Origin of the sequence: Halobaculum gomorrense (assembly GCF_900129775.1) — an archaeon.
Lineage (GTDB): Archaea > Halobacteriota > Halobacteria > Halobacteriales > Haloferacaceae > Halobaculum > Halobaculum gomorrense.
Genome location: NZ_FQWV01000013.1, coordinates 26,280 through 51,542, shown reverse-complemented (window position 1 = coordinate 51,542; position 25,263 = coordinate 26,280). Strand labels below are relative to the sequence as shown.

Here is a 25,263-nt window from a genome sequence, read left to right as displayed (position 1 = left end):
AAACTCTAAGTTGATCTGGTCGATACTCCCGCTGAGGCGTGTGTTTTCGGGCATGAACCACTCAGAAAACACACCGCCTCACTCTTCATCCTTATCTGAACACGATGCAATCAGCGGAGCACAATCTTATTTAGGCCCGTGCAAGGTATCTCACCGTATCAATGAAAGGTGTCCTATTGTCTGGCGGTACTGGCTCTCGTCTTCGACCAATCACCCACACCGGCCCCAAACAACTCGTCCCGGTCGCGAACAAACCGGTCCTCGAATACGCGATTGAGGATCTCAAAGAAGCAGGCATCACCGAGATCGGCGTCATTCTCGGCAACAAAGGCAGAGACGAAATTCAGGAACTCCTCGGCGACGGCTCGAAGTACGGCGTCGACATCACGTATATCGTCCAAGGAAACCCCCTCGGGCTTGCACACGCAGCGGGCTGTGCGCGTGACTTCGTCGGCGACGACGACTTCGTGATGTATCTCGGCGACAACATCCTCAAATCCGGCGTCACCGATCTGGTCGAGAGCTTCGAGGCGGGCGACTACGGGGCTGGGATCGCCCTCCAAGAGGTGGAAGACCCGCAGGCGTTCGGCATCGCGGACGTCGACGACGAGGGCAACGTCACACAGCTTATTGAGAAGCCCGATGACCCGCCGACGAACCTCGCACTCATCGGGATGTACGTGTTCTCCCCGGCGGTGTTCGACGCCATTGAGGGCCTCAAACCCTCGTGGCGCGGCGAACTGGAGATCACGGACGCTATCCAAGATCTTCTCGAAGACGGCTACGAGATCGACTCACACGTCGTCACCGGCTGGTGGAAGGACACCGGAAAACCCGAGGACATCCTCGAAGCGAACCGGCTCGTCCTCGAGGACAGGGAGCTGAAGACTTCGGGCGTCGTCGAGGACGGCGCAGAGACCGATGGCCGCATCGAACTCGCCGAAACAGCGGTCATCGAGGACGGAGCGGTCGTCCGCGGCCCGGTCTCGATCGCGGAGAACACGACCATCAAGCGTGGGACCTACGTCGGCCCGTACACGTCAGTCGGCGCGAACTCGACGCTCGAAGACATCCACATCGAGAACAGCGTCGTCATCGGCGACTCCGAGATCACCGCGAACGGCCGCATCGTTGACAGCCTCCTCGGCCGCGGCGCGAACGTCGGAAGCGCCAAGGAACTCCTACCCGAGGGGCGCCGCCTCGTCGTCGGTGAGAACTCCCAGCTCAAACTCTAACGATGCGCATCATCACTCACACCTGTCCAGCCTGTGGCACCGTCGTCGCGGCGAACGAACTCGAGAGAAACCGCGTGATGAAGTGTCCGGGACTCGGCTGTCAGGAAGTGCTACGCTTCGAGGACCTCTCTGAGGACGCACGCGAGCACTTCCGCGAACACTGGGACCGCTACCAGATCTAGCGGAACGCCTCTCGGACGGCTTCGACATCCTCGCATATCGTTGGCTGTGAACGACCAAGCGCGGATTCCAAATGTTTGACATCAAGACAGCTGTACGTCGGCCGTGTCGCGTTTCGTTCGACATCCTCCATCGATCCTTTAATGAGCAGATCCTCGTCGGCCCCGACAGACTCGGCAATCGCTTTCCCGAACTCGTAGGGGGAGACACACGACGAACATGCAACGTGGAAACGGCCGGTTGTGTCTTGTTCGATCAAGTCCAGCAATGTTTCGGCTGCTTGCCCGGCACGCGTCGGCGTAACCCATTGGTCTGTGAATAACGGAACAGTGTCTCCCGACCCAAGTCGCCCGCGAACCCATGCGGGAAAACCAGTGAGATCGCCAGTACCGCGGTGGATACCCCATACAAACGAAAGGCGAGCCACGAGCGCGTCCGTCGCCTCTTCGGCGACGGCCTGCTCGCCCACTAGCTTTGACTCGCCGTACACCTGTCTAGGATTCGTTTCCGCGGACTCGCTGTACGGCTCGCGTTCTCTCCCATCGAAGACATAGTCCGTCGATACGTGAACGAATTCGACATCATTTTCCGAACATACAGCCGCGAGCCCGCCGGGTGCGTCGCCATTGAGGACGCGCGCTCGTTCCGGATTCGTTTCACAGCCGTCGACATCCGTCATCGCAGCACAGTTGACAACAACATCGGGACCGTGTTCGGTGAGAACGTCCTCAAACGAGGTGTACGCTCGGAGATCGAACTGCGTGAGCGGAATGTCGAACGCCGGTTGTGTTGAGTGGTACGTTCCACAGACGGTCCAGTCGCGTTGCTGACCAGCGCATAAGACGTTACTGCCCAAGAGGCCATTCGCGCCAAGCACAAGAAGTCGCATGCGATAGAGTTCCGGCAGTACTGTAAATAGGTACTGTGAACACAGTCATACATGCGAATACTCGTTACGGGCGGTGCCGGGTTCATCGGCTCGAACTTCGTCCAATACGTCCTCGATGAACACGTGAACGACGAGGTGGTCACGCTGGATGCGTTGACGTATGCGGGCTCGAAGGACAACCTCGATGGTGTGCTCGACGATCCTCGCCACGAGTTTGTCGAAGGCGACATCCGCGATCGCGACCTCGTCACTGACCTCGTGAGCGATGTTGACGCGATCGTCAACTTTGCCGCAGAGTCACACGTCGACCGGTCTATCGACGGTGCGGAACCGTTCGTCTCGACGAACGTCCAAGGGACACAGACGCTCCTCGATGCCGCCAAAGAGGCAGATATCGATCGCTTTCTCCAGATCTCGACTGACGAGGTGTACGGGCAGATCCTCGAAGGGAAGTTCTCCGAGAACGATCCGCTCAATCCCCGAAATCCCTACTCGGCGACGAAGGCTGGTGCAGACCTCCTCGCACGGAGCTTCCAGAAGACCCACAACCTCCCGGTTCTCATCACCCGTACCTGCAACAACTTCGGCCCTCGACAGCACCCTGAGAAGCTCATCCCCAAGTTCATCCAGAACGCCGCCGATAGCGAGGCACTTCCCGTCTACGGCGACGGGTCGAACGTACGCGAGTGGATCTACGTTGAGGACAACTGTCGGGCGCTCGATGTCGTTCTTCGAGACGGGACAATCGGTGAGATCTACAACATCGGAAGCGACGCGGAGAAGACTAACCTCGAGGTAACCGAGGCGATTTTGAACGCCGTCGGCGCGGACGATGACCTGATCGAGTTCGTTGATGATCGTGCCGGCCACGACCAGCGCTACGCGCTCGAAACTGAGAAGATCAAAGCGCTCGGCTGGGAACCTGAATACACGTTTGAAGAAGGGCTCGAACGAACCGTCGAGTACTATTTGAACTGACGAGATCAACCAAGAAGAAGCCTATTCTGCCCTCCAAGCGGCAGGCAATCGTGGAAAGCGTTCCGCACGTCCGTTAGTCTCATCGTCAAGCTATTTGCCTCGAGTATACCACCCGAATATCACTCAAATGATGTCGACCATACTCAGTCATAGAACTCGCCGATTTTGGCGAATTTGTTATCGAACGAGTGAGTTGTAAAACGAATAGTGCTGAGACGCGACCGATTCTCTTGTGAATCGTTTCGAAGCCTCTCTCGCCCGCTGACCGAGAGATGCTGCAAACTCCGTCTCCTTACACAGTGATTCCAAGTGATCAGCCAGTACAGCATCATCACCAGGGGGAAACAGCAGGCCGGTTTTGTTGTCATCGATCACTTCGCTGATACCACCGACAGCACTCCCGACGACCGGAGTGCCGAGCGACATTGATTCGACAGTCACCCGACCGAACGGCTCCTCCCATGTCGATGGAAAAATCGTTGCAGTGGCCCCAGCCATCGCCTGGTAGACTTCTTGTAGATCTACGCGTCCCCGGAAGTCTACTTGGCCGGGAGCGACAGACGCAGCCAGCGATTCAAGAGAACTGCGCTGTGGTCCGTCACCGAAGATAACGAGCTCTGCGTTCTGGAACTCATCGAGATGCCCAACTGCTCGGATTGCGACATCGATTCCCTTCTGGTCGACCAAGCTACTTGCCGTAACAAATCGTGGATGATCTGTTGTAATCGGATTTCCCTCGAATGTGACCTCGACTGGATTATGGATAACATTCGTTTCGTCCGCGACAGCTGAAGATTGACTGACTGTTTTCCGGATATGGTCCGCAATGAAGATGTTAGCGTCGAATTCTGTAAGCACCCCTCGATTGTGTCTGCGCTTCAGCCTAAGATAGGCTTTCACTGCAGGTGATTCAGGTCCATCCCACCCTTGGTTCTGAAGACAGGCATTTAGGTCTGCATCACACCCTCGACACTGCCTCCCGTTCACACTGTAGATGCTAATCGGGCAGATCGGCCAGAAGTCTCGGACTGTCGCAACTGTTGGGGTGCTCGTGTTCAAGTGAGTTAATGCGAATGCAGATCGTTGATGATGAGCGTGTATCACGTCTGCGTCGTCAACATACTGCCGTGCAGTACGTGCTAACCGTCGTCCAAGTACTGAATCAGAAACCAGATCCGGGATATTTTCCTGATATCGAGATATCTCGACCGGTGCGAGGTCGACGCCCGGAAAATCCAGTCGGTCAACGCCGGGGAGGTCACCCCCTACAGCAGTGACCGAAGTAATTTCCTCATGTGCGGCAAGACCTACGAGGATTTCACGAGCACTCAATTCAGCACCTCCGACGTTTCCGAGATAGTCAGTGAGTGCGAGAACGTTCATTCGTTACCTCTGTAGTCTATTGGTTCATAGGAGTTGCGCGTCTTGAGGAAGAGTGCTCTCTGTATTCGACAGGATTATCACCCACACAAGATTCCAAAATTGTACTATGAGATTTCGTTTTAGTGCTGATGAAATCCCCGAGACTGCTGCCTCAGTATCAGCATTAGGGATCACGTGGGTATTCGTGTATATTCTTGGATTAGGTTCGTTCCCACTATTATCGTGGGATGAAGGAATCTATGCGTATATCGCTGAACACGGTGTCAGGCACGGGCAATGGATTGTTCCAACTGGATTATGGCATGGAAGAGTCGGGCCATTTCTCCAGAAACCCCCACTTGGATTCTGGATCCAAGAAGCAACAATAATAGGATTTGATCATTCGATTGTAGCAGTTCGGCTTCCGTCTGCGATAGGTGTCCTCGGGATTGCCATAGCGACATATGGGTTTGTTCGTACAGAATGGGACGAAGTAACAGGAATATTGGCAGGCTTTTGTTTCCTTATTACCCCACACGTATTTGCAGGACAAAATGCGGGCCGAAGTGCAGCAATTGATATCCCGTTCGTGTTCTTCGGGACACTGTTTGTGTACCTCTCGTGGCGGGCACTCCACGGCCAGGAGAGACTCCTCCTGCCCGCAAGTGTCGCGATATCCCTCGCTATTCTCACAAAAGGATTTGCAGCAGGGATCTACGCCGTCATTCTACTTCCAGTTGTACTGCTCCACTGGCGACAGCTGAGTAATCGAACTACCGTATATGGGCTCCTCATCTCGTTCATCTGTATTGTACCGTGGCCGGTCTACATGTATGTGAAGTTTGGACAAGAATTTCTCCAACAGATCTTCTTCAGTCAGGTACTTGGGCGGGTTAGCGATGCTGGATATACCGCGCAAAACGGTATTTTCGAGTTTATGAATTATCCATATTTCAAACTGCTTCCGATTGCATTAGATCCGTTTATTTATATATTACCTCAGGCAGTTCTGCTTGGACTCTATCGTCGATACCAACAAGGTCAGCATTCATTGAAATTCTATTTCTTAGTGTGGTGGGCAACCAGTGTCCCACTCTTTTTCGCGCTCACCGGCAACCACGACCACTATCTACTACCGATGTATCCTGCGACAGCCGTTCTGTCAGCCTGCCTGCTCAAGCGCGCGCTTGGTGGAGACTATCTTGCGTACGGCTCGCTGATCCTCGGAGTGATAGGAATCAGCTTATTCTCGTATCGCGTACCTGGGTTCATTATTTCCATGGTCGATATTGGATTCGAAGTTCGTGAGTTAGAAACAATTGTGCTTGGTGGGACAGTCCCCTCTGGTATTGGGTATCTCGCTGCGATCGCTGGAAGCATTGTAGGGGTACTGCTCATCGCACACATAGACGTAACACGGTCGATGATCTCCAAATATGGGATTCAAAAACAACGCCTACTCGGGGTTGTGTTTTTACTTCTCATTCTCCCTGGACTCGCTGCACCGACCCCTGTTGTATCACCCGGTGCGGGACCTGATGCACAGTGGGACTCACAACAGAAGCTCCACGCGTTAGCGCTTAACGACCGTGCAGATAGAGATCACGAAGTCACACTTCAGCAGAATCTTACGCAAACGGAACCGCTCTACCCATTTGCATTCTACGCTGAGCCAGACATTACTGTTGCAACCCCAGCAGAGATACAGAGCCAATACGCACTCATCATAACATCTGATCGGTCTGAGCTCACACGACCATATCAAATCCAACTACAAACCACAAATAGAAACCACGCAAATCTGACTCTCGTTAGATTCACAGACCAACCCTGATCAGTGAAAATCACTTCTGTGTCGTCCAAGGAAGTGAGTACAGACGCATCCTGACGACCCGAGTCGAGACAGCGTCGTCACACTATCGGCATCGTCGTCCACCACAGTACGACGCGTGGACTCACCGAAGCGCACTGGGGGCGAACAGAGGCGCGCTCAGGCGTTCCTTGTACTCAATTTCCGGGCATGGTGAAGAAGCACGCGTCGTCGTACATCTCGACGCGGATCTCGAGGCGCTGTGAATGTGGGTCATCGACGTAACGCCGCTCAGCTACCTTAGGACAGTCGATCGACTCACGCTCGTCCAGCACCTTGAGGTGTCGTATGTGATTTCTGTACGGAACTACTCAAACAGTCGTTGGGCATGACGATAGATGGGTGCTTCCAACCAATCTCGACCGTTTGCGGCCGTCTCGAATGTCTCTCTCGCTTCCGCCTCAGTGAGGACATCACGAGAAACCAATGCTCGAAGAACGATCGGTGAGACAGCAACCTCACACTCAGTGATCGCCTGCAACTCAGGAAGTGCTCGATAATCGTTCGTGAGTAGAAAGTCTGCATCGAGAGACCGCGTGAGAGCAACACAGCTCGCTTCACCCACATCTACACGACTTGTTGTGACCGGGCTCCCCGATACTGAAAAGATATCAAACGTGTCTCTAGCTTCAAGCGCAGTGTCTGCAGCGTCACCGTGGCGATCAGCATACGTCGCAGTCTCGGCAAGTTCGTCGAGAACGACTTCTGTCATACAGATATCGAACTCGTCGACAAGCGTGTCGAGGACGTTTCCGACTCCAAGCGAGATGAATGCGCTCGCGTCAATAACGAGCATTTACAGGTCCGTCAGCTTCTCTGCAAGCTCATCACCATGGTTGAGGACCTCCTTTGACGCCTGGATGGATTCAGCATCTTGGCGTCCGATGATGGAGACGAGGGCATCGAACTCGATATGATCTTCAAGATAGAACTCGACGACAGTCTCTTTAAACTCCTCTTCAGCCTCGAGTTCAGCGAGATACTCTCGAAGTGCTTCGATAAGAATCTCTGTTCGATTTTTGTGTGTCACTTCTGCTGCGATATCAGCTTGGGTGACTAATTCCTCAGGAAGCCGAAAATTGACGCGTTTCGTGCTCATGTACACACGTTGTCTGTACAAATACAAACTGCTATCGCCAAACCGATTCGACAGTGAACGCTCCAAATAGGATGCCTCTCCTCGCACACGGCACTGTCTGCGACGTAAAGAGACCAGTTCACCACCAGAATTTTCAGACTATTTCCTAATAGGAATCGTATGCCTAATAGGAAAGAGTGGCTCTGTTGAAATCCTTCAGAGTTGACATGGGGGAGACCGGCTCTTCCGACCGGATCAGACGGATCCGCTACGAAACTGGCTTTTCAGCAAACCGCAAGAGGGCGAGAGGGTTTCAACAGAGCCGAAAGAGTCTATCTCGATAGCGTTACAGTATCCGTTTCCGGAGGATCGGGTGTTCCGATACCAAGCAATGCAGGACGTTCTCACCGTTCTCATCGACCAACCGTATGCGACATACTCGATGAGTGAACTCGCAACCCTTACCGGGGCAAATACAGGGACGATCTCGAAGGCGGTCAGGCTGCTGTCCGAGCTTGATGTCGTCGAGACTGCACAGGACGGGCGGACCCAGCAGGTCCATATCAACCGTGAACGGCTCACAAAACCGAATCCGATCCCCTCGATCCCGCAGGGTGAGTTTCACCAACCAGTTCAGGCATTTCTGCAACAGATCCAAGAGGAGTTAGACGACGTAGTCGGGGTCGTCCTGTTCGGAAGCGTCGCTCGTGGGGAGGCAGACAGAGCCAGCGACATCGACGTATTGGTGATTGTCGCCGAAGACAAAACGGCAGCTCGTCGGGCTGTCCAGTCAGGCGTCAGTGAGCTCGAAGACCAACGGTTCGAGGGGAACCGATACACGTTCCAGCCGCTCGTCGAGTCGACGGACAGTGTCCAACGAATTGGTGACCAACTCCGCCCGCAGTTCGATGACGGGATCACATTAGTCGGCTCCGACCAACTCTCCGAACTCCGGACCGAGGTATACGCCGATGAATGACGAGATCCGGAACCACCGACACCTCGTTGGTGTGACTCGGGCATCACACGAGTGTCTCTGTCAAAGCTGACCGGCAGATATACTGCAAGTAAAAACCGGCAACTAACTGGCACTCACCGTGTTTGGCCGTCTGTCGCCTCGACTCACCCTACAGAAACGCCGCGACGCGCTGGGGGAGTGCACTCCGGAGGTCCTCGATATCGAACGCCGTCCCACTGTGAGTGAGCCGCCCGAACTCCGCACGCAACGCCTGATCGACCACTGCATCAGTCACCGTCGACACGCTCGGCGACGAGTCACACTCCTGGACGAACGACGCGAGCACGTCATCTGATGCAACAGTCGCTGCGTACTCCGCAACAGCCGATCGGATCGGCTCAACTGCTGGTGGCTCTCCTGCATACTCGCCCGCGATCGCCCGCGCGACGCCACCGCCCTTCTTGCGATACAGAACTCCGTAGGCAGTCCCCTCGCCCCATTGCGTCTCGGGTGGGGCCTCACCCGGCAACTCGATATCGCGCACGTGGACTTCCGTGTCGAGTATCGGCATCGTCGCAACGCCGAATTCCTCGAACGCCCGTTCGAGTTCGTGGGGGAGCAACTCCGACCCCGGATATGCGACGTCGACTCCCACGACCGGAGGTGCCCGCGACCAGTCGTATCCTCGGTGACGGCGATGGACTGCGATACAGCGGAGCCTGACGGCTGTCGGGTCGTCGACCGCACGCCGGAGTGCACGCCGGTCGAGTTGGGTGGTGAGCGTCCGCACTGCGAAGCCAAACTCCGAGGGAGCCTCTTCGGCATCGACCCACCGGCGGGGCTGGTCCGACGACTGTGCGCCGGCAGCGAACGCGACCTGCAGTCGGCTGTCGGCGTCGAGGCGCGCCTCGAATGGCGTCCCGTCAGGGTACTCGTACAGCCAGACGTGACCCGTTTCGAGGAACTCCTCACCCACGGTGCGCAGTCGTGGTGGCGCGATCTCGTCGGCGGGCGGGTCTGACACGGGTGAACGATCTGCCGGTCCCGAGTTGAAGCTTCGGTCCGCCTCGGCGCGAGTCGAGATTCGTGTCACGATCTACAGGCCGGTCAACGCGAGTGCCCCGAGAGATGCCCTTGCGGCAGTTCACGACGGGCGATTAGATGCCAGAACGCTTCCCCGCGAGGTCCACGTCACGGACGAGGACTGCTTCGACGCACGGGCCGATTCTGCAGCTCGACGGCAGGGCTCTAGAGGTATCGAATTGGGTCAGCTCCTCGAGACACAGCGCAACGACCGCTTCTCGGAACGCATCTACAGATTCAATTTCAGCCGAGTGCGCTCGAAGCGGCTCGATGCGGATCTCTGTCCGGTGCTGGAAGAACCACTCGCTGCGATATCGACCCAACGGACGGACGGAGGGGCGGGAGGGGACAACCCTACGAGAGAAACGAGAGCGTGGCGTTCGATCCGGAACCGTTTTGCTTCCGATACAACACGTACGGAGCAATGCGACCAGCGGGTGACCTCCAATGACGCTCATCGACGACGAGGGCAACCTCTTTGGCGTCGTCAACGTTGTCGACGCCCTCGTTATCCTGCTCGTCCTCGCCGTCGTCGCCGCGGGTGCAGCGTTCGTCCTCCAGCCGGAACCCGAGCCCGAGGCTCCAAATACGGCCACCAGGAACGCGACGCTCGATCTCGGCACCGTACCCCAGTACGTCGTCGACGTGATCAACGAAGGCGACACCTACAGTCCGGCGAGTAACCAGCAGATCACGATCACCGACGTCCACCTCACACCACAGGGAACCAAGACACGAGCCATCCTGCGCGTTCAGATTCAAGGCGTCCGCTCCGGCGGCTCGTTCAGCTACGATGGCGCACCGGCTCGACTGGGGCGCACGCTCCAGATCGCGACCGAATTGTACCAGGTCAAAGGGCAGATCAGAGCGGTCGGTGCTGGCACCGCGCTCGACACCGCGGGGACGCCCGTCGTCATCCGCGATACGATCCCCACACAGGACGCCCGCGAACTGAGCGCGGGCGACGAGATACGCCTCTCCGGTCGCACAGTCGCGACGATCGAAACGGTGCGTGCGTACCCCACCGAGGACTCGGGCAAGCAACTCGTCTTTCTCACAGCGAACCTGAGCGCTCACCGCCAAAGCGGCACCCTCCGCTTCGGCGGCGAGTCGCTCCGACGCGGACAGACGGTTACGCTCCCGGGAGAGAGCTACACCGTCGACGGGCGCGTCCTCGCGGTCGGACGAGGACTCGAGAGCGGCCAGGCCGACGTGCTCATCAGCCAGACCGTCCCGACTGCGGTGGCCCAACAGATCACCGAGGGAGACACGACGACAGTCGGGACCCGAGACGTCGCGACCGTCGAACACGTCGCCAGTTACGGCACAAGCAACCCCGACCGAAAGCGCGTATTCGTCGGCCTGTCGCTGACGACGGTCACCACGGGGACGGACCGGCAGTTCGGAACGACTGAACTCCGCCGTGGCTCGACGCTGACGTTCGCGACGGATGCGTACAGCCTGACCGGGAACATCGAGCGGGTCGGCGCGACGACCCAACGCGGCGCGCTCGCGGACCGGACAGTGACGCTCAGCATTCGAGAGGTCCGCGAACCGATGGCACAAGCCATCGACGCGGGCATGCGCGAACGCTCCGGCGGCGAGACGATCGCGCACATCGACCGCGTGAAGGTCGAGCCGTCGACGATCATCCTCAAAGGTGACCGAGGTGACCTCGGCGTCTATGACCACCCGACGCTGCGCGACGTGACGATCACGGCGACGCTACAGGTCCGTGAAACCGTCTCGGGTGTCCGGTTCAAGGGACGAACGATCCAACAGGGTTCGACAGTCGTGCTCGACCTCGGGACGATCACCATCCGCGCGACAGTCATTTCGATCAGATGACCGCTCGAATGTGTCTCGTTGGTCGAACGAGCACTGACTCCAAGATAGATCGCGACTCAATCAAGTAATGTCGGACCAGAACCCGGAATCTCACGTGCAACGGATGAAGGCTCGCGTCCGAGACGTCGCGAGGCGCTCGACTATCGGGTCGACAATTGCCAACCTCGGCGACGCAGTCTGGACATCGTCCGTCGCTACGCTGGGCGAACGAACCGGCACGTACGTGCGAAACTCGTGGCTCTACACCTGGTTGACCAAAGAGCCCGAACCGGAGGTCATCGTCATCGACCTCCGAGAGACGTGGACCGTCGGCCCGGTCATCGCCCTCCTCGACTGGGCGATAGACAGAACACTTCCGTACTGGTGCGGATCGGCGATCAAGCGTGGGCTCGACCGAGCGGTGGCACTCGCCGAACGTGCTGGCGAAACCCGCGCTGGACAGCTACTTATTCGAGTGCTCGAACCGCCAGCGCCCCCCGAAGAACAGCCTACGCAGTCAAACCGGGACACCGAGGAGCCACGAGCAGCGTCGAGCAACCGTGACGGCGGCGAAACCGGCAGTATCAACGACGAGCCCTAACTGCCCGGGATCCGCTTCGCACGGGCTACCAACTACGATAGCACTACACAGAAAGCACCGACCTGAAAACACACTACGAGCGAGTTCGAATCCTCTTGCCCTCCTGTGAGATCGGAGACGACGGCTTCTTTACCCGAGTAACACAGACTCGCGCTATGGTCACCGCTCGCGATATCAAAGATCTCCTCGACGAGCGGCCTGATCTCGAACCCGCAGTCGAGTCGGTCCTCGAACCGGAGGAGCCGTGGGCATTCGAAGACATCGACGTCGACTCGGGTGCCTTCGGAGAACTGGTCTCACACGACGTCGTCACCCAGACCGACGACGGCTACGTCGTCGCCGACCGCGAAGCCACCCGGCAAGCGCTCGCCGGTCAGGTCTCAGAGCAGGCCGACGAGCAGTCCCCCTCCTTCGAGATCTCGCTTCCGTCCCTCCCGAACACGCGCGTCCTCGCTGCACTCGCCGGCGCGTTAGCGATCGTCTTCGCGCTCCGCGTCACGACCTTCCCGGCCGTCTTCCAAGGAGAGGTCGTCCTCACGGCGAACGACCCCTACTACTATCGCTATTGGGTCGAGCGGATGCTCACCGACCCCGAGACCACGCTTACCACAGTGCCCGATGGCATCGCGAAGGGCGAGCCGCTTCTCGTTGCGACGCTGTGGCTAGTCTCGTCCTTACTCGGCGGCACCAAAGCCGTCGCCGGACAGGTCCTCGCGTGGTACCCGGTCGTCTCTGCGCTCGTCACCGGCGTGTTCGTCTACCTCCTCACCGTCGAGGTGACTGACGATCGTCGGGTCGGGATCGCCGCGGTCGTGTTCATGGGGACCGTCGCGGGCCACGGGCTTCGCACCAGCCTCGGTTTCGCCGACCACCACGCCTTCGACTACCTCTGGCTGTTGCTCACTGCACTCGGTGCGACGATCGTCGTCCGCGACGCGATCGACGAGCGACCGCTCGTCTCGACGCGAACGCTCACAGCGACGACCGCGGTCACCGTCGGCGTCGCCGCACAGGCGCTCGCGTGGGACGCAGGTCCGCTCCTCCTCGTTCCGCTCGGGGTGCTCCTCGCCGCGGACGCCGTCGTCGGTGTCTCCACCGACCGCGACCCCTTCTGGAGCGGCGGACCGCTCGTCCTCGCGACGGCCCTAGCGGCGGGGCTCGTGTGGGTCGCACACACCGCCTTCGGCTGGCACACGACGCTCGTCGCCATCTCGCCGGCGTTGCTCACGGCCGGCGGCCTCGGGGTGGTGCTCGCCGGGACGCTCTCACACCGCTTCGACGTGCCGATGCCGGCACTCGCGGGCGTCACGATCGTCGGCGTGATCGGCGGCACTATCGCGTTCAGCACGCTCGCACCGACGCTGTGGACACGAGTAGAACAGAGCCTCGACACTCGCTTGTTCCGCACAGACGCAATCGCAGAGACGACGGGGCTGTTCGGTGAGTCGGGCGGCTGGCTCCTGCTCATCGGCCTGCTCTTGTTCGTCGGCGTCCCGTACCTCCTGTGGGCGACTTACCGGGTTCGCGACGATTCTCGGTGGCTGGTCCCCGTCGTCTACACGTGGTACTTCTTCGCGCTCGCGGCGGTACAGGTTCGATTCGTCGGCCAACTCGGACCGTTCCTCGGGATCTTCGGCGGGCTCGCGTTCGTTCACTTCACCGAACGCGTCGACGTCGCCAGACAGCCGACGCCCTTCGGCGGCGACCCGGTCCGAAACATCGGAACACCGGACCGACAGACCGTCTTCGCGGTCGGTGCGTTGTTCGTCCTGCTCGGGGCCTTTGGAGCCGTGCAGGTGCCTCTCAAGAGCGCTCAGCTCATCCACACGCAAGAGCAGTACGAGACGACGTCCTGGATGAACGACCACGCCGAAACACACGATTTGGAATACCCCCAGAACTACGTGTTCAGCGCCTGGGGGGCCAATCGCCACTACAACTACTTCGTGAATGGCGAGTCGCGGTCGTACGGGTACGCGCGAACGAATTACGAGTCGTTCATTTCCGCAACTGATTCGAGTGCCTGGTACAACCGGCTCACCAACCGGGCGGGATACGTTGTCGTCACCCCCACCGTCGTCGGCAACGACTCACAACTGGGCACCCGACTCTACCGCGAACACGGGTCTCGAGCGAACGGAACCGCTGGTCTCGCCCACTACCGACTGGGGTACGTCAGTAGCGACGAACAGTACAAGGTCTTCACGCTCGTCCCCGGTGCCGTCCTCCAGGGGACAGCGACGCCGAACGCGACCGTGACCGTCGAGACGACCGTCGAGATCGAAGGCGCGTCGTTCACGTACACGAGACAGACGACAGCCCAGCCGAGCGGCACGTACACGCTGCGCGTCGCGTACCCCGGCACGTACCGCGTTCCGAACGGGACGGTCACCGTCAACGAGTCGGCTGTACGAAACGGGACAACAGTCACGGTGACCACAGCGTCATGAGTTGGATTCCATTCCCGCTTCTCCCACGGTGGCTCCGATACCTCGGCGTGGTGGCTGTCCTCGGTGTCATTGGCTATTTCTCGTTACTCACAGCACCCCCGTCAGCGCCGTCACAGACGTCGTTCTGGGACAAGCGACTGCACTTCGCGGCGTACGCGGGGCTTGCACTCGCGCTGGCGTATGCGACGGTTCGCTACCGCGATCGACCGGCTGTTCGCGCGACTGCCGTCGTCGGCGGTGCCCTCGGAGTTGGGATCGGCATCGAACTGGTGCAGGGGACGCTTCCGAACCGCTACTTCGGCTGGGGGGATCTCCTCGCGAACACGCTCGGGAGTGTGCTGGTCGGGATCTGGTTCCTCATCGAGCGTCGCGTGCGGTACGTGCGAATTCGGATGGCTCCGAACACAGATTTCTCGAAGTGAGTTCGCCGACAGATACCGCAGACGAGTCACCATTCGGTCGAGACATATGAGCGTCCCGATTCCGACCTGACCGCGCGCTTCCTCGTCCGTGATGAACTCGAATATTGAACTGTATCCGCTCCCTTGTTTGCGCGTAAATCAGATCCAATAATCGACCTCGTGCCACGGAGCGTCGGTCACAACACGAGAAATCCACCAGCCATTGCGAGTCCGCCCAACCCGACACACACGGCCCAAAATGAGACGCGCTCGACGATGCGAATGAGCACGTCGATCGTCGCGTAGCCGACGACACAAGCGGCGGTGAGCGAGACGAGCGCCGCGGCGGGAGTCACCGTTCCCAGTCCCGTATCGAGATACGCAAGTAGCCCACCCCCGACAGCTGCCGGGATCGAGAGCACGAACGAGTAGCGAAACGAGTCCGGCGCGTCGTGTCCCCGCAAGAGAAGGGTTCCGGTGGTCATTCCCGAGCGAGAGATTCCCGGGAGGATGGCAACGCCCTGAGCGACGCCGACGAGAACGGCGTCGATCGCGTCCGGGTCGGTTCGTCTGTCGACGTTCAGGTGCGTCGAGACCCGCTGGAAGACGCCAGTGAGGATGAGCAAGAGGCCGATACTGACGACGACCGCGCCGCCAGTCAGTGCCGAGACGACCTCCTCGAGGGTCGCATACGCGACGATACCCACGACACCCGAGACGAGCGTCCCGATCGCGAGAAAGGAGACGACTGCCTGTTCTCCCTCGAACGCGCGGCCGGGACGCCACTGCGGGAGCAGCCAGATGATCTCACGTAGTTCGTCGCGATAGTAGACGGTCGCAGAGAGCGCGGTTCCGAGGTGGAGAAACAGCGCGAACGCGACGGCCGTCTCGGGCGAGCGTCCAAGTGCCGAAAGGGCGATCGTGATGTTCCCCTCGCTTGAGATGGGAAGCCACTCGAAGATCCCCTGGAGCGCACCGATTACGAGCGCGACGACGAGCGAACGGTCCACGGGCAAATGAGGACGGTCCGGCTATAATGGCGTACTGGTTTGAATAAACCCGGGCAGCACATCGAACAGCACACCGGACAGGGTTACCTCGATCGCCCTTTTTGACTCGGTCGGTCCAACGACCCAACCGAACAGTACGTCACCGTGTCGGTTTCCCGCGAGGCTCTACGACCGACGGCACCCTCCGCGACGCGGCGTTGTGACGCGCTGGGAGTGAACCGGTAGACTGCGAACGACTCACTCGACGGGGTCGATCTCGCCCCGCTTGGCGAGTTCGTTGGCCCGCCGGATCTGCGAGTCGATGACCGTGTTCTGCTGGCGCGACCACTCCTCGTCGTCGTGCTCGCGCACGTACGCGGCCCACCGCCTGAGAAACGCCCGCCGGTCCGCGACGTTCCGTTCGACGTCCGCTTCCAGATCACGCGAGCGTATCGTGGTCCTCGCTTCGAGGCACCGACGTATGAGTGTGGCTCACGGGCACCCGTCGACGGGCCTCGACGGCTGAGTGGATGTGCGCCGACGGTCTCCACGACCCATCACGGGCAGACAGTTCGATCAGCCGGTCGGCTCGGCGTCGCCCGCCTCGGCGTCGAGCCTCTCAGAGTCGTCGTCGACCATCTCGCCGCGGTCGTCGTCCCCGGGCTCGGACAGCCTCGTCTGCGCGTCGTCGGCCCCCAGCAGTCGCGGCAGGGCGGTGTTCGCGAACGTCAGCCCCACGACGAGCACGATCGGCGCGAAGAAGAGGCCGTAGAAGCCGAGCACCACCGGCCCGAGCGTGTACGCCAGCATCAGCAGGCCGACATGGGTCTCGTCGCCGCTCAACAGCGGCCGTAACACGAGATCCGGGATCGTGTCGACCACGACCACCGCGACGACGAGGAACGCGAACACGTACCCCAGCTCCCCGAGCGACCCGTCGAGCAGCGCCGGGATCGCCATCGCCGCCGTCACCGGGAGGTAGACGATCTTCATCCCGACGATCGGAACCAGGCTCGCGATTCCCGTGAGTGCGCCCGCAAGCGCGGGGTACGGCACCCGAACCGCGGCCGGGACGACGGCGTTGTACGCGTTGAACGTCGCGATCGCGATGAGCGAGATGGCGACGACGTTCAGGAGGTTGCCGAACAGCACCGCCTCCAGTTCGTCGTCGACCGCCTCCAGGTACTCGCGGACGATCGCGTCGTCGTCGAACCGGAGCAGCCAGTCGCTGATCCGGTCGCCGTCGACGAGCAGGTAGTAGGTGACGATGGTGACGATGAAGAGGTTGAGGACGAACTCCGAGACGACCGTCGTGAGGAACGTGGCGTTCTCGGTCGCGAACTCGACGAACGGCTCCAGATCGCCCGACTGGTACGCCCGGTAGATCCCCTGCACGGTGAACGAGGGAATGCGCTCGATCGCGGCGAACCACGCGATGTTCGACGCCGCGACACTGACGAGCGCGGTGTCGGCGACGAACTGCCGCGCCTCGACGACGAGCAGGACGCCCGCGTAGCTGATGAGCAAAATCAACGGGATCGCCAGCGACGCGAGCACGACCCCCGCCCGCACCCGCGGGGGCAGTCGAAACCTGGCGAGAAACCGGTGATACCGCCGCGTCGAGTAGTAGAGGAACACCGAGACGGTGAACGCCGCGATGAAGCGGTACGCGAGCGCACCGATGACGACCGCGACCGCGAGCCCGAACGCCGCGACGACGAGGCGCTTCTCGTTCACGTCAGACGAAGGTAAGCAATCTGACTTAATTGATTCGGAGGCGAGCGCCGGCGCCGCTACAGCGTCGCCGGGTCGAACCGCTCGACGAGCCCGTCGAAGTCGTCATCGAAACTCAATACCCCGTCGAGGCCGTGGTGCCGCACCGCCGCGATCGTCGCCGCGTCCGTGAAGCTGAGTCCCTGGTCGTCGTATCGCTCGAACACGTCGACCGCCTCCTCGAAGGTCGACTCCGAGAGATGGAGTAGCTCGAACGCATGCGTGAACGGCTCGACGCCGCGAAGTCGCTCGCCGAGTCGCTTCGCGGCCGAAAACGACCCTCGTCGAAGCGTGAGCGTGATTGCCTCGTCGTACACGTAGTCGCTCACGTACGGCTGTCCGAGTGCACCGTCGTACACCGCATCGAGCGAATCGACCGCGGCCTCGTGGCGCGCGGCGTCGGTATCGTGGTCGGCGTAGATCACGCCGGTGTCCACGAGCACACTCATCCGTAGAGGATCCCGTCGATATCGTCCTCGTCCGTCTCGACGCCCGAGGAGAATCGTCCCTCAGCCATGGCCTCCTTCTCTTCGGCCGACAGCGGGACGGTCGTGTCTCTGAACGAGTCGATCATCGCTTCCCGCGAGGTGTACGCATCGTCGATGATCCGCGAGAGCAGTTCCTGTTGGGTGACGCGTGTTCCGGTTTCGAGCCTGATCTCGGCCTGTAACTCCTCCAACCGGGATTTCGCGTCCTCGTCTACTTTGACCGCGGTCGTCATGATCGATAGTAGCTGTTGCTACCGAGTAAACGTTTCTACAAGAGAACCAGACTATGCGGATCGGTACTGATCGCGAACTGACGGGGCCGGAACCCGGAACGACGGGCGTGACCTACCGCTCCAGCAGTTCGATCTCGTGGCCGTCGGAGTCCGTCGTGAACGCGTAGTTGTGGTCGCACGACTCGGGGTCGCGGTAGTCCGCGGTCTCACGGACCATCAGCTCCTCCCAGTCGGCCTCCAAGTCGTCGGCGCGCACGCACACGTGCCCCCACGCGTCGCCCATCGTGTAGCTCCGGCCGTCGTAGTTGTACGTGAGTTCGATCGCCATCGCCTCCTCGGCGGCGTCCTCGGGCTTCATGAAGTAGTTCGCGAAGGAGTCGGCCTCCCAGCGGCCGGTGTGCTCGTACTCGAAGGTGCGCATCCAGTAGCCGAGCGCCTCGGTGGCGTCCTCGACGCGGATCATCGTGTGGTCGATGGACCAGCGCGCGCCGTGGTCGCGCTCGACGATCTCGATCTCGTGGCCGTCGGGGTCTTTCACGAACGCGTAGCCGGGGTTCTCCTCGGGCGGGCGGTAGTCCTCGACGCCCTCGTCCATCAGCTCGTAGTAGGCCTCCTCGACGTCCTCGACGCGGACGGCGATGTGGCCCCACGCGTCGCCCATGTCGTAGCTGTGGTCGCCGTGGTTGTAGGTGAGCTCCAGCAGCGCGCCGTCCTCGTGCACGTCCTCCGGACCGAGGTAGTAGTTCGTGAAGTCGCCGCCCTCCATCTCGCCTTTGACCTCGTAGTCGAGGTGCTCGGTGTACCAGTCGAGCGACTCCTCCTCGTTTTCGATCCGCATCATCACGTGGTCGAGCGTGTACGCCATGTACGACACACCGGCCGCGCGCTCGAAAAGGATACCGACCGACGATGTCACCGGGTCACACGTCAGGGCCGCGATCAGAACCGTTTCTTGCGCTTCTCGGGGACGTACCCCGGGTCGACCCGGTCCATGACCTCGGCGACCGAGTCGTGCGTGAACGAGGGCGCCTCGTTCAGTGAGAACGTGTCCGCGCGCGTGCCCGTCTCCCAGCGGAGCGCGGCGCCGGCGACGCCGGTCGAGAACGGCGCGAGCGACGCGCCGTACGCCTCACACAGCGCATCGAGGAACGCACCCCGGGCGGCAGCCCGCTCGTCGGCGTACGTCGGCTCGGTCTTGTTGCGCGCGATCGACGCGAACCGCTCGTCGGTCTCGCCGTGGCGCACGTGCCAGAGGTGGCTCGCGTACCGCCAGCGGAGCCGCGCGGTGTCGCGCAGCGCGAGCGTGAGCGACTCGTCAACCGAGCGGTCCGCGTCGCCGCCCGCGTCCGCGTCGAGCGCGTAGTCGAGAAACAGGAGGTCGCGGTCGATCCGTTTCAGCGCGCCGGTGTCGAGGAGGTCCAGACACAACACGCCGTCGCCGTCGCGGACGCGCATCGTCGGGTGATCGCCGCCCGTCTCGACGACGCCGGTCCGCGGCCCGACCGCGAGCCGGTAGGCCGCCTGCAGCGCGAACAGGTGGAACCACTCGATGCGACCGCCCGACGCGGCCGCCCCCGAGAGCGGTGGGTCGAACGCGTCGGCGTCGACGACGCGGGTCGGCGTCGCGTCGGGCGCGGGCGCGAGCGATGGGTCGTCGCCGTCCGTGTCGCAGTCGGCCCCTGCGTACTCGCGCGTTCGGATCCCCTCCGCGAGGACGGGGACGATATCGACCGCCATCGGAACCGCCAGCAACGGGCGGACCGTCCTGTGGGTGACGACGAACACGTCGGCCGTCGAGAACGGCACGAGCTTCTCGCCCAGCTCCGCGAGGCGGCACTGCATCGCGGGACCGCCGCCGGTGTCGAACCAGTGGGGCGCCGTCACCGGCCCGTCGAAGTGCGTCTGACGGACGTACTCCCCCATACGGTCGACGAAGCCGTCGGGGGAGTCGACGCCGACGCGGTACACCTTGTACCACCGCTCGCCGGTGCCGCGGCGAGTCTGTTGGAAACACACGAGCGCGTCGGAGTCCATCGATCTGAGGGAGCCGGACGGGCGGGCATAACGCTTCGGCGCCGAATGTCACGAGTGATTCTCGCGGGCAGCCCGCGCGGCGGGCCCGCAGCGACGGCGGGAGTCGACCAATCGCGCTGGCGGGGGGCGCCCAGAAGGGCGGCCGGACGACGGACGCGACGGAAGCGGGCGAGCCGTGGGGTTTTGTGGCTCGGACGCGTCCGCGCCGGTCGTGTACTCCCGACACCACGCGGCGGTCTCCGGGGCCGTCGCCGCCGGACTCGTCGCGGTCCTCCCTCTCGGGGAAACGCCCGCCGTCGCGGCCGGCGCGTGGGCGCTGCTCACCGCCGCAGGCGTCGCGATCGACCTCGACCACTTCCTGATGGCGCGGCTCGTCCGCGGCGACTGGGCGAACGCGCGCCGGGCGCTCGCGACCCCGCGCGCCGCCGTCTTCGACCAGTCGGAGCTGTTCGATCCGGGCGACCTGTGGCCGCTCCACCGGCTCCTCAGCCACGCGGTGCTCGCGCCGCTCGCGGTGGCGGCGGCCTGGATCGCGGGCGCCGCACTCGATGCAGGCGGGCTCGGGGTGACGCCGACCGCGGCCGCGCTGGCGACGGCGGTCGTCCTGTACGTCCACGTGCTCACCGACCTGATCTGGGACGTGTGGCGCCACGACCGGTACCACGAGAACGTCCGCCGGGTCGCCGTCCGAGGAGACGGCGACAACGGCGACGGCGATTCGCGTCGCCCGTGACGGTCGCGCCCGCGTCCGTCGCGACGCGCGCCTCCACAAAGCACATCCCCGCGCGTTCGAGACGCTCGAAGCATGGCCCCCACCCGACGCAGACCCCTCCTCGCCGCGCTCGGTACGGCCGCCGCCGCGGGCTGTCTCGGGAGCGCACCGACCGACTCCCCGGCCGGCTCGACGACCGACGGCCCGACGACCGACGGCCCGACGACCGACGTGACAGGATCCGCTCCGAGCGCCGGTCCGGGCGACGGCGCGTCGCCCGCGGACACCCTTCGGCTCGCCGCCGTCGACCGACTCCCGACCGGTCGACCCGTCCGCGTGCATCTGCGTGCGCTGGCCGCCCTCCTCGAACGCGGCGCCGCGACCGGCGAGGTCGTGCGGACGACGGATACGATCGTCCGGACCGGCCAGCCGCCGCTCCTGCCCGGGAAGCGAACGGTTCGGCTCACCGGCGACCGCGTCGATGACGGCGCGTACGCGCTCGGCGTCGACGGCGGCCTCCTGTACGAGTGGCTACTGGGCGCGACCGCCGTCGAGGAGCCGCCAGCGGACGCCGAGGTCGTGGTCGTCGACGACCTCCCGGCCGACCGGCGGTCGCTCGCGGTCGAGGCGGTCGAGGGCGGCCGCGCGACCGTCGAGCCGCAGACGCCGCTGGGGACGTGGGCGCGCACGGCGTTCGTCGGCGGCTACGTCCGCTATCGGGGGACGGTGTACCGCGGCCGCGAGCGACAGCAGACCGACGCCGCGTTCTTCTCGAACGAGGTGTGGTACGTCGCGACCGTGACGCCGACCGACGACGAACCGGCCGACGCACCGACGCTGCACCTCGATCCGCTCCCGGAAAGCGCGCGCCCCGTCGTCGACGACCTCCTCGCCGACTGGGCGTCGACGCTCGACCCCGTCGAGGCGGCCGTGTCCGACCTCGACGACCGATCGCGGCGGGCGCTCGCCGAGACGGACTTCCTTCTCACCCACGTCGCGGCGTTGGAGGTGTATCTCTCGTGAGTCGCGGCGCCGGGCGTGCGCCGGGGCTCACCGGGGTCGGTCTCGCGTCCACGCGCGGTAGCGCCACGCCGCGACGGCCCACAGCGCGAGCGTCCCGAGGGGGTACGCCGTCCGCAGGGGCTGGATCCCGAATCGGAGGGCGACGGAGGCGTTCACCGCGCCCGCGAGCACGAGCAGGCCCGACGTGACCCGTGGGTCCTCACGGTCAGCGAGTCCCAGCGACGCGGAGGCGACCGCGAGGAGCCAGCAGCCCGTGGCGACGATCCACGGAACGAGCAGCGGCGACCCCGACAGCGTGAGGTACTCCAGGAGCGTTCGGGCGGACAGGACCGGCGTGAACGAGATCCCGCCCCACGCGAACCGGAGGAAGGGGACGCCGCTGTCTGCGAACGACTGAACCGACCACGGGACGAGCCCGCACAGGAGCACGGCGACCAGCACGAGCCGTGGCGACGCCCGCGGACGGCGAGAGGACCCGCCGCCCACGCTACTTCCGAGCGACGATCCGCAGCACGTCCTCGTCGGCGAGTACGTGGCTTTGGCCGACCTGCTGTTCGTCATGTTTGGCGGAGGGGCCTGAGACGCGCGCGAACTTGAAGCGCTCTTGGAAGCTCCCCCCGAGCTTCTCGCACGCGTCGCCGACGGTGTCGCCCTCGCGGAGCACGAGCGGCTCCTCGTAGTCGACGCCGCGGCCCGGCTTGTCCATGTAGATGCGGATGAGCCCGAGCGCGTCGAAAATGCGCTCCTTCAGGACATCGAGTCCCCGCTCCTCCTCGGCGGAGATGAAGATCGCGTCGTCGGGGTCGATGTCGTGCGCGCGGAGGTCTTCGTTGACGGTGGGGAGGTAGTCCTCGTCGATGAGGTCCGCCTTGTTCACCGAGACGATAGAAGGGAGGTACTCGCGGTTGTCCATCACGCCGTCGATGAGTTCATCGATCGTGAGGTCGTGCGGGATCGTCACGTCGGCGTTGACGAAGCCGTGCGCCCGCAGCACGTCTTTCACCGTCTCCTCGTCCAACGAGACGGTGTCGCGCATCGTCACCTGGATGCCGTCCTTGTGCGTCTTGCGGACGGAGATGTTCGGCGGCTCGGTGTCGAGGCGGACCTTGTTCTCGTATAGTTCGTGGCTGAGGCGCTCGTACTGGTCGATCTCGAACACCGAGAGAACGAACACGACGAGGTCCGCCGTCCGCACGACCGACAGCACCTCCTTGCCGCCCCCGCGGCCGCCGGCGGCGCCCTCGATCAGCCCCGGCACGTCGAGGATCTGGATGTTCGCCCCGCGGTACTTCAGCATCCCCGGGTTGACGTTCAGCGTGGTGAACTCGTACTCGCCGATCTCGCTGTCGGCGTTGGTGAGCGCGTTGATCAGCGTGGACTTGCCGACCGAGGGGAAGCCGACGAGCGCGACCGTCGCGTCGCCGGTCTTCTCGACGGCGTATCCCTGGCCGCCGCCGGAGGAGGACTGGTTCTCCAGTTTCTCCTTCTTTTCCGCGAGCTTCGCCTTCAGCCGGCCGATGTGCGCCTCGGTCGACTTGTTGTACGGGGTCTCGGCGATCTCCTCGCGGAGTTCTTCGATCTCCTCCTCGAGTCCCATCACTAGCCGATGGACCGTCCGCGCGCCTAAACGCTTCCCTTCGACGGGCCGCGGCGTTCGCCGGAGAGCAGCGGCGTCGCCGCCGGCGCGATCCCGCCGTCGGCCGCGGTCGGTCCAGCGGGGATCGCGGTCTCGCGGACGGCTATCCGGGATCGCCCGAGCTGCGCGATTCCTCCCGTGCGGCGAGGGTCGGTCGCTGACGGCCGGCTCGCCCGCGGTTCGAAGTTCGGTACCACTATATCCCAGCGCGCCTCAGACGGATACAAAGACGGCATGCCGGATCCCTCCCGCCTCCGAGACAGCACGCAGATCGTTGTCCCCCGCAGGGACCTGGAGGGGATCCGATCGTCGCTCGAATCGGAGTTCACCGTTTCGGTGTTCACCGACGGGGACCGCTGTCGGATCATCGGCAGCCCCGTCGAGATCAAGGCGGCATCCGAATTTCTCGCCCGCCACGGCGTCACGCTCCCGTGATCGGGGCGACGCTCGGGCAGCTCGAACCGACATCGTCGCTGAGCCGACCGACAGGCTTTGAACGCGCAGGCTCGTCGTGGGAGTATGGACGAGAATCCGGGAGTCAGCGAAGGGTACCGGGTGGCCAGCCCGTGGCCGCTGTTCGTCGCGCTCGGCATTCCGATCGCCGAGATCGGCATCCTGTTCGGCCTGGTTCCGTTAGCCGTCGGCGGGCTGCTGCTGTTCTGCGGATCGATCGCCGGGATCCTCCACGAGAACGAGTACGTCGCCTCGGCGTGGCGCGGGCTCGCGGTGCTGTCGGTGTTCGTCATCGTCGCCGGCGGCGGGCTCTGGTACGCCGACGCGGCCACCGAATCGGATCTCCTGGTTCGCGCGTACTCGATGATCGGAACGGGCGTGCTGCTGCTGCTCGCGGGCGTGGGCGGGGAGCTGTTCGCCCGCGACACCGAGCCCACCGTGTGACGGCGGCAGCGTCGTCGTGAGCCGACCGACGGCGTCCCGGGCGCACAAATGGGCAAGGTATTAGGCTGCGAGCGTGTACGTCTCGGTCATGGCAGAGATCTTCGACAGGGATACCCTGCTGGATCTGACGGTCAACGTCATCCCGCTGGGGATCATCCTGTTTTTCGTCGCGGCGTTCGTCATCCTCGATCCGTTCAGCAGCCTCGACTTCTACGGGCGCGTACTGCAGATGGGGCTGCTCGCGTTCCCGTTCGTCGCGCTCGCCATCCTCACGTACGTCTCCGGGAAGGCCATCGCGGGCGACGAGAAGCAGTCGAAGGTGTTCTTCCAGGGACAGGCGACGATGGAGGATGCCAAGACCAAACACGAAGTCGAGGAGGCGATCGAAGCCGAGATCGCGGGTGACGCCGAAGCGGCGTCCGACGGCGAAGCCACCGAGGGCGGCGACGCGGACGAGGCGGACGGTGCGGACGATACAGACGAGGCGGACGGTGCGGACGCAGACGCCGCCGCCGACGACTAGTCGACCACCCAGCGGCCGAATCTGACCGTCGATCGACCCCGGA

At 62.5% G+C, this 25,263-nt stretch carries 27 protein-coding genes and 1 pseudogene; 14 read left to right on the top strand and 14 right to left on the bottom strand.

Going from position 1 to position 25,263, the window contains the following annotated elements:
• Window positions 1–161 precede the first annotated feature (161 nt).
• Together BUE16_RS15570 and BUE16_RS15565 are read left to right on the top strand one after the other, a co-directional pair.
• The gene (locus BUE16_RS15570) at window positions 162–1,235 is read left to right on the top strand and encodes a glucose-1-phosphate thymidylyltransferase (protein WP_073311412.1); all 1,074 of its coding nucleotides are present in this window, start codon (window positions 162–164) and stop codon (window positions 1,233–1,235) included.
• Between the two features lie 2 nt (window positions 1,236–1,237).
• Window positions 1,238–1,417, top strand: coding sequence for a hypothetical protein (locus BUE16_RS15565; protein ID WP_073311410.1), 180 nt, complete (start codon window positions 1,238–1,240; stop codon window positions 1,415–1,417).
• Here BUE16_RS15565 and rfbD read toward each other — a convergent pair.
• Window positions 1,414–2,304, bottom strand: a complete 891-nt coding sequence (gene rfbD, locus BUE16_RS15560; RefSeq protein ID WP_073311409.1) for a dTDP-4-dehydrorhamnose reductase — start codon at window positions 2,302–2,304, stop codon at window positions 1,414–1,416. The genes BUE16_RS15565 and rfbD overlap by 4 nt on opposite strands.
• A gap of 51 nt (window positions 2,305–2,355) precedes the next feature.
• On the opposite strand from rfbD, the gene rfbB reads away from it, so the two are divergent.
• Entirely contained in the window at window positions 2,356–3,282 is a 927-nt protein-coding gene (gene rfbB, locus BUE16_RS15555; RefSeq protein WP_073311408.1) for a dTDP-glucose 4,6-dehydratase, read from the top strand.
• 177 nt (window positions 3,283–3,459) lie between these two features.
• Here the strand turns inward: rfbB and BUE16_RS15550 are convergent, their stop codons facing one another.
• Complete coding sequence (locus BUE16_RS15550; RefSeq protein WP_073311406.1) at window positions 3,460–4,665, bottom strand: glycosyltransferase family 4 protein; 1,206 nt, start codon at window positions 4,663–4,665, stop codon at window positions 3,460–3,462.
• Window positions 4,666–4,771: 106 nt separating this feature from the next.
• On the opposite strand from BUE16_RS15550, the gene BUE16_RS15545 reads away from it, so the two are divergent.
• Window positions 4,772–6,478, top strand: a complete 1,707-nt coding sequence (locus BUE16_RS15545; protein WP_079991700.1) for an ArnT family glycosyltransferase — start codon at window positions 4,772–4,774, stop codon at window positions 6,476–6,478.
• A 343-nt stretch (window positions 6,479–6,821) separates the two neighbouring features.
• Here the strand turns inward: BUE16_RS15545 and BUE16_RS15540 are convergent, their stop codons facing one another.
• Window positions 6,822–7,310, bottom strand: a complete 489-nt coding sequence (locus BUE16_RS15540) for a hypothetical protein (protein ID WP_073311402.1) — start codon at window positions 7,308–7,310, stop codon at window positions 6,822–6,824.
• The gene (locus tag BUE16_RS15535; RefSeq protein WP_073311421.1) at window positions 7,311–7,613 is read right to left on the bottom strand and encodes a ribbon-helix-helix protein, CopG family; all 303 of its coding nucleotides are present in this window, start codon (window positions 7,611–7,613) and stop codon (window positions 7,311–7,313) included.
• Between the two features lie 370 nt (window positions 7,614–7,983).
• On the opposite strand from BUE16_RS15535, the gene BUE16_RS15530 reads away from it, so the two are divergent.
• Window positions 7,984–8,571, top strand: coding sequence for a nucleotidyltransferase domain-containing protein (locus BUE16_RS15530; RefSeq protein WP_079991699.1), 588 nt, complete (start codon window positions 7,984–7,986; stop codon window positions 8,569–8,571).
• Window positions 8,572–8,719: 148 nt separating this feature from the next.
• Here BUE16_RS15530 and BUE16_RS15525 read toward each other — a convergent pair whose 3' ends face one another.
• Entirely contained in the window at window positions 8,720–9,574 is an 855-nt protein-coding gene (locus BUE16_RS15525; protein WP_073311397.1) for a hypothetical protein, read from the bottom strand.
• A 506-nt stretch (window positions 9,575–10,080) separates the two neighbouring features.
• Between BUE16_RS15525 and BUE16_RS15520 the strand changes: the two genes are divergently transcribed.
• The 4 genes from BUE16_RS15520 (at window position 10,081) to BUE16_RS15505 (ending at window position 14,933) form a co-directional block, all read left to right on the top strand.
• Window positions 10,081–11,481, top strand: a complete 1,401-nt coding sequence (locus BUE16_RS15520) for a DUF4330 family protein (protein WP_073311395.1) — start codon at window positions 10,081–10,083, stop codon at window positions 11,479–11,481.
• 67 nt (window positions 11,482–11,548) lie between these two features.
• Window positions 11,549–12,061: a hypothetical protein gene (locus BUE16_RS15515; RefSeq protein WP_073311393.1), complete on the top strand. Its 513-nt coding sequence runs from the start codon at window positions 11,549–11,551 to the stop codon at window positions 12,059–12,061.
• 155 nt (window positions 12,062–12,216) lie between these two features.
• Window positions 12,217–14,511 carry an STT3 domain-containing protein gene (locus tag BUE16_RS15510; protein WP_073311391.1) on the top strand — a complete coding sequence of 765 codons (2,295 nt, stop codon included), beginning with the start codon at window positions 12,217–12,219 and terminating at the stop codon, window positions 14,509–14,511.
• Window positions 14,508–14,933, top strand: a complete 426-nt coding sequence (locus BUE16_RS15505) for a VanZ family protein (protein ID WP_073311389.1) — start codon at window positions 14,508–14,510, stop codon at window positions 14,931–14,933. The genes BUE16_RS15510 and BUE16_RS15505 overlap by 4 nt, the downstream gene beginning before the upstream one ends.
• A gap of 27 nt (window positions 14,934–14,960) precedes the next feature.
• Here BUE16_RS15505 and BUE16_RS17535 read toward each other — a convergent pair.
• From BUE16_RS17535 to BUE16_RS15470, 7 genes and pseudogenes are all read right to left on the bottom strand, one after another.
• Window positions 14,961–15,038 (bottom strand): annotated as a pseudogene (locus BUE16_RS17535) (archaellin/type IV pilin N-terminal domain-containing protein); the annotation flags it as partial.
• 71 nt (window positions 15,039–15,109) lie between these two features.
• Window positions 15,110–15,922, bottom strand: coding sequence for an undecaprenyl-diphosphate phosphatase (locus BUE16_RS15500; RefSeq protein ID WP_073311387.1), 813 nt, complete (start codon window positions 15,920–15,922; stop codon window positions 15,110–15,112).
• A 555-nt stretch (window positions 15,923–16,477) separates the two neighbouring features.
• Window positions 16,478–17,638 (bottom strand): AI-2E family transporter, encoded by a 1,161-nt coding sequence (locus BUE16_RS15490; RefSeq protein ID WP_079991697.1) that lies wholly within the window; start codon window positions 17,636–17,638, stop codon window positions 16,478–16,480.
• A 56-nt stretch (window positions 17,639–17,694) separates the two neighbouring features.
• Window positions 17,695–18,123, bottom strand: a complete 429-nt coding sequence (locus tag BUE16_RS15485; protein ID WP_073311383.1) for a type II toxin-antitoxin system VapC family toxin — start codon at window positions 18,121–18,123, stop codon at window positions 17,695–17,697.
• Window positions 18,120–18,395: a hypothetical protein gene (locus tag BUE16_RS15480; RefSeq protein ID WP_073311381.1), complete on the bottom strand. Its 276-nt coding sequence runs from the start codon at window positions 18,393–18,395 to the stop codon at window positions 18,120–18,122. Before BUE16_RS15480 ends, BUE16_RS15485 begins: the two co-directional genes overlap by 4 nt.
• 112 nt (window positions 18,396–18,507) lie before the next feature.
• Complete coding sequence (locus BUE16_RS15475; protein WP_073311379.1) at window positions 18,508–19,260, bottom strand: VOC family protein; 753 nt, start codon at window positions 19,258–19,260, stop codon at window positions 18,508–18,510.
• 74 nt (window positions 19,261–19,334) lie between these two features.
• The gene (locus BUE16_RS15470; protein WP_073311377.1) at window positions 19,335–20,429 is read right to left on the bottom strand and encodes a hypothetical protein; all 1,095 of its coding nucleotides are present in this window, start codon (window positions 20,427–20,429) and stop codon (window positions 19,335–19,337) included.
• Between the two features lie 211 nt (window positions 20,430–20,640).
• Here BUE16_RS15470 and BUE16_RS15465 point away from each other — a divergent pair, with 211 nt between their 5' ends.
• Complete coding sequence (locus BUE16_RS15465; protein ID WP_073311375.1) at window positions 20,641–21,162, top strand: hypothetical protein; 522 nt, start codon at window positions 20,641–20,643, stop codon at window positions 21,160–21,162.
• 72 nt (window positions 21,163–21,234) lie between these two features.
• Entirely contained in the window at window positions 21,235–22,164 is a 930-nt protein-coding gene (locus BUE16_RS15460; RefSeq protein WP_073311373.1) for a hypothetical protein, read from the top strand.
• 27 nt (window positions 22,165–22,191) lie between these two features.
• Here BUE16_RS15460 and BUE16_RS15455 read toward each other — a convergent pair whose 3' ends face one another.
• Together BUE16_RS15455 and BUE16_RS15450 are read right to left on the bottom strand one after the other, a co-directional pair.
• Entirely contained in the window at window positions 22,192–22,605 is a 414-nt protein-coding gene (locus BUE16_RS15455; RefSeq protein WP_079991694.1) for a hypothetical protein, read from the bottom strand.
• Between the two features lie 46 nt (window positions 22,606–22,651).
• A complete protein-coding gene (locus tag BUE16_RS15450) occupies window positions 22,652–23,761 on the bottom strand; it encodes an OBG GTPase family GTP-binding protein (protein ID WP_073311370.1) in 1,110 nt (369 codons plus the stop codon).
• A gap of 273 nt (window positions 23,762–24,034) precedes the next feature.
• On the opposite strand from BUE16_RS15450, the gene BUE16_RS15440 reads away from it, so the two are divergent.
• From BUE16_RS15440 to BUE16_RS15430, 3 genes are all read left to right on the top strand, one after another.
• Window positions 24,035–24,235: a VNG_1110C family protein gene (locus BUE16_RS15440; protein WP_073311364.1), complete on the top strand. Its 201-nt coding sequence runs from the start codon at window positions 24,035–24,037 to the stop codon at window positions 24,233–24,235.
• 84 nt (window positions 24,236–24,319) lie between these two features.
• Window positions 24,320–24,697, top strand: a complete 378-nt coding sequence (locus BUE16_RS15435; protein WP_073311362.1) for a DUF7541 family protein — start codon at window positions 24,320–24,322, stop codon at window positions 24,695–24,697.
• Window positions 24,698–24,785: 88 nt separating this feature from the next.
• Entirely contained in the window at window positions 24,786–25,220 is a 435-nt protein-coding gene (locus tag BUE16_RS15430) for a DUF6684 family protein (protein WP_073311360.1), read from the top strand.
• Window positions 25,221–25,263 lie beyond the last annotated feature (43 nt).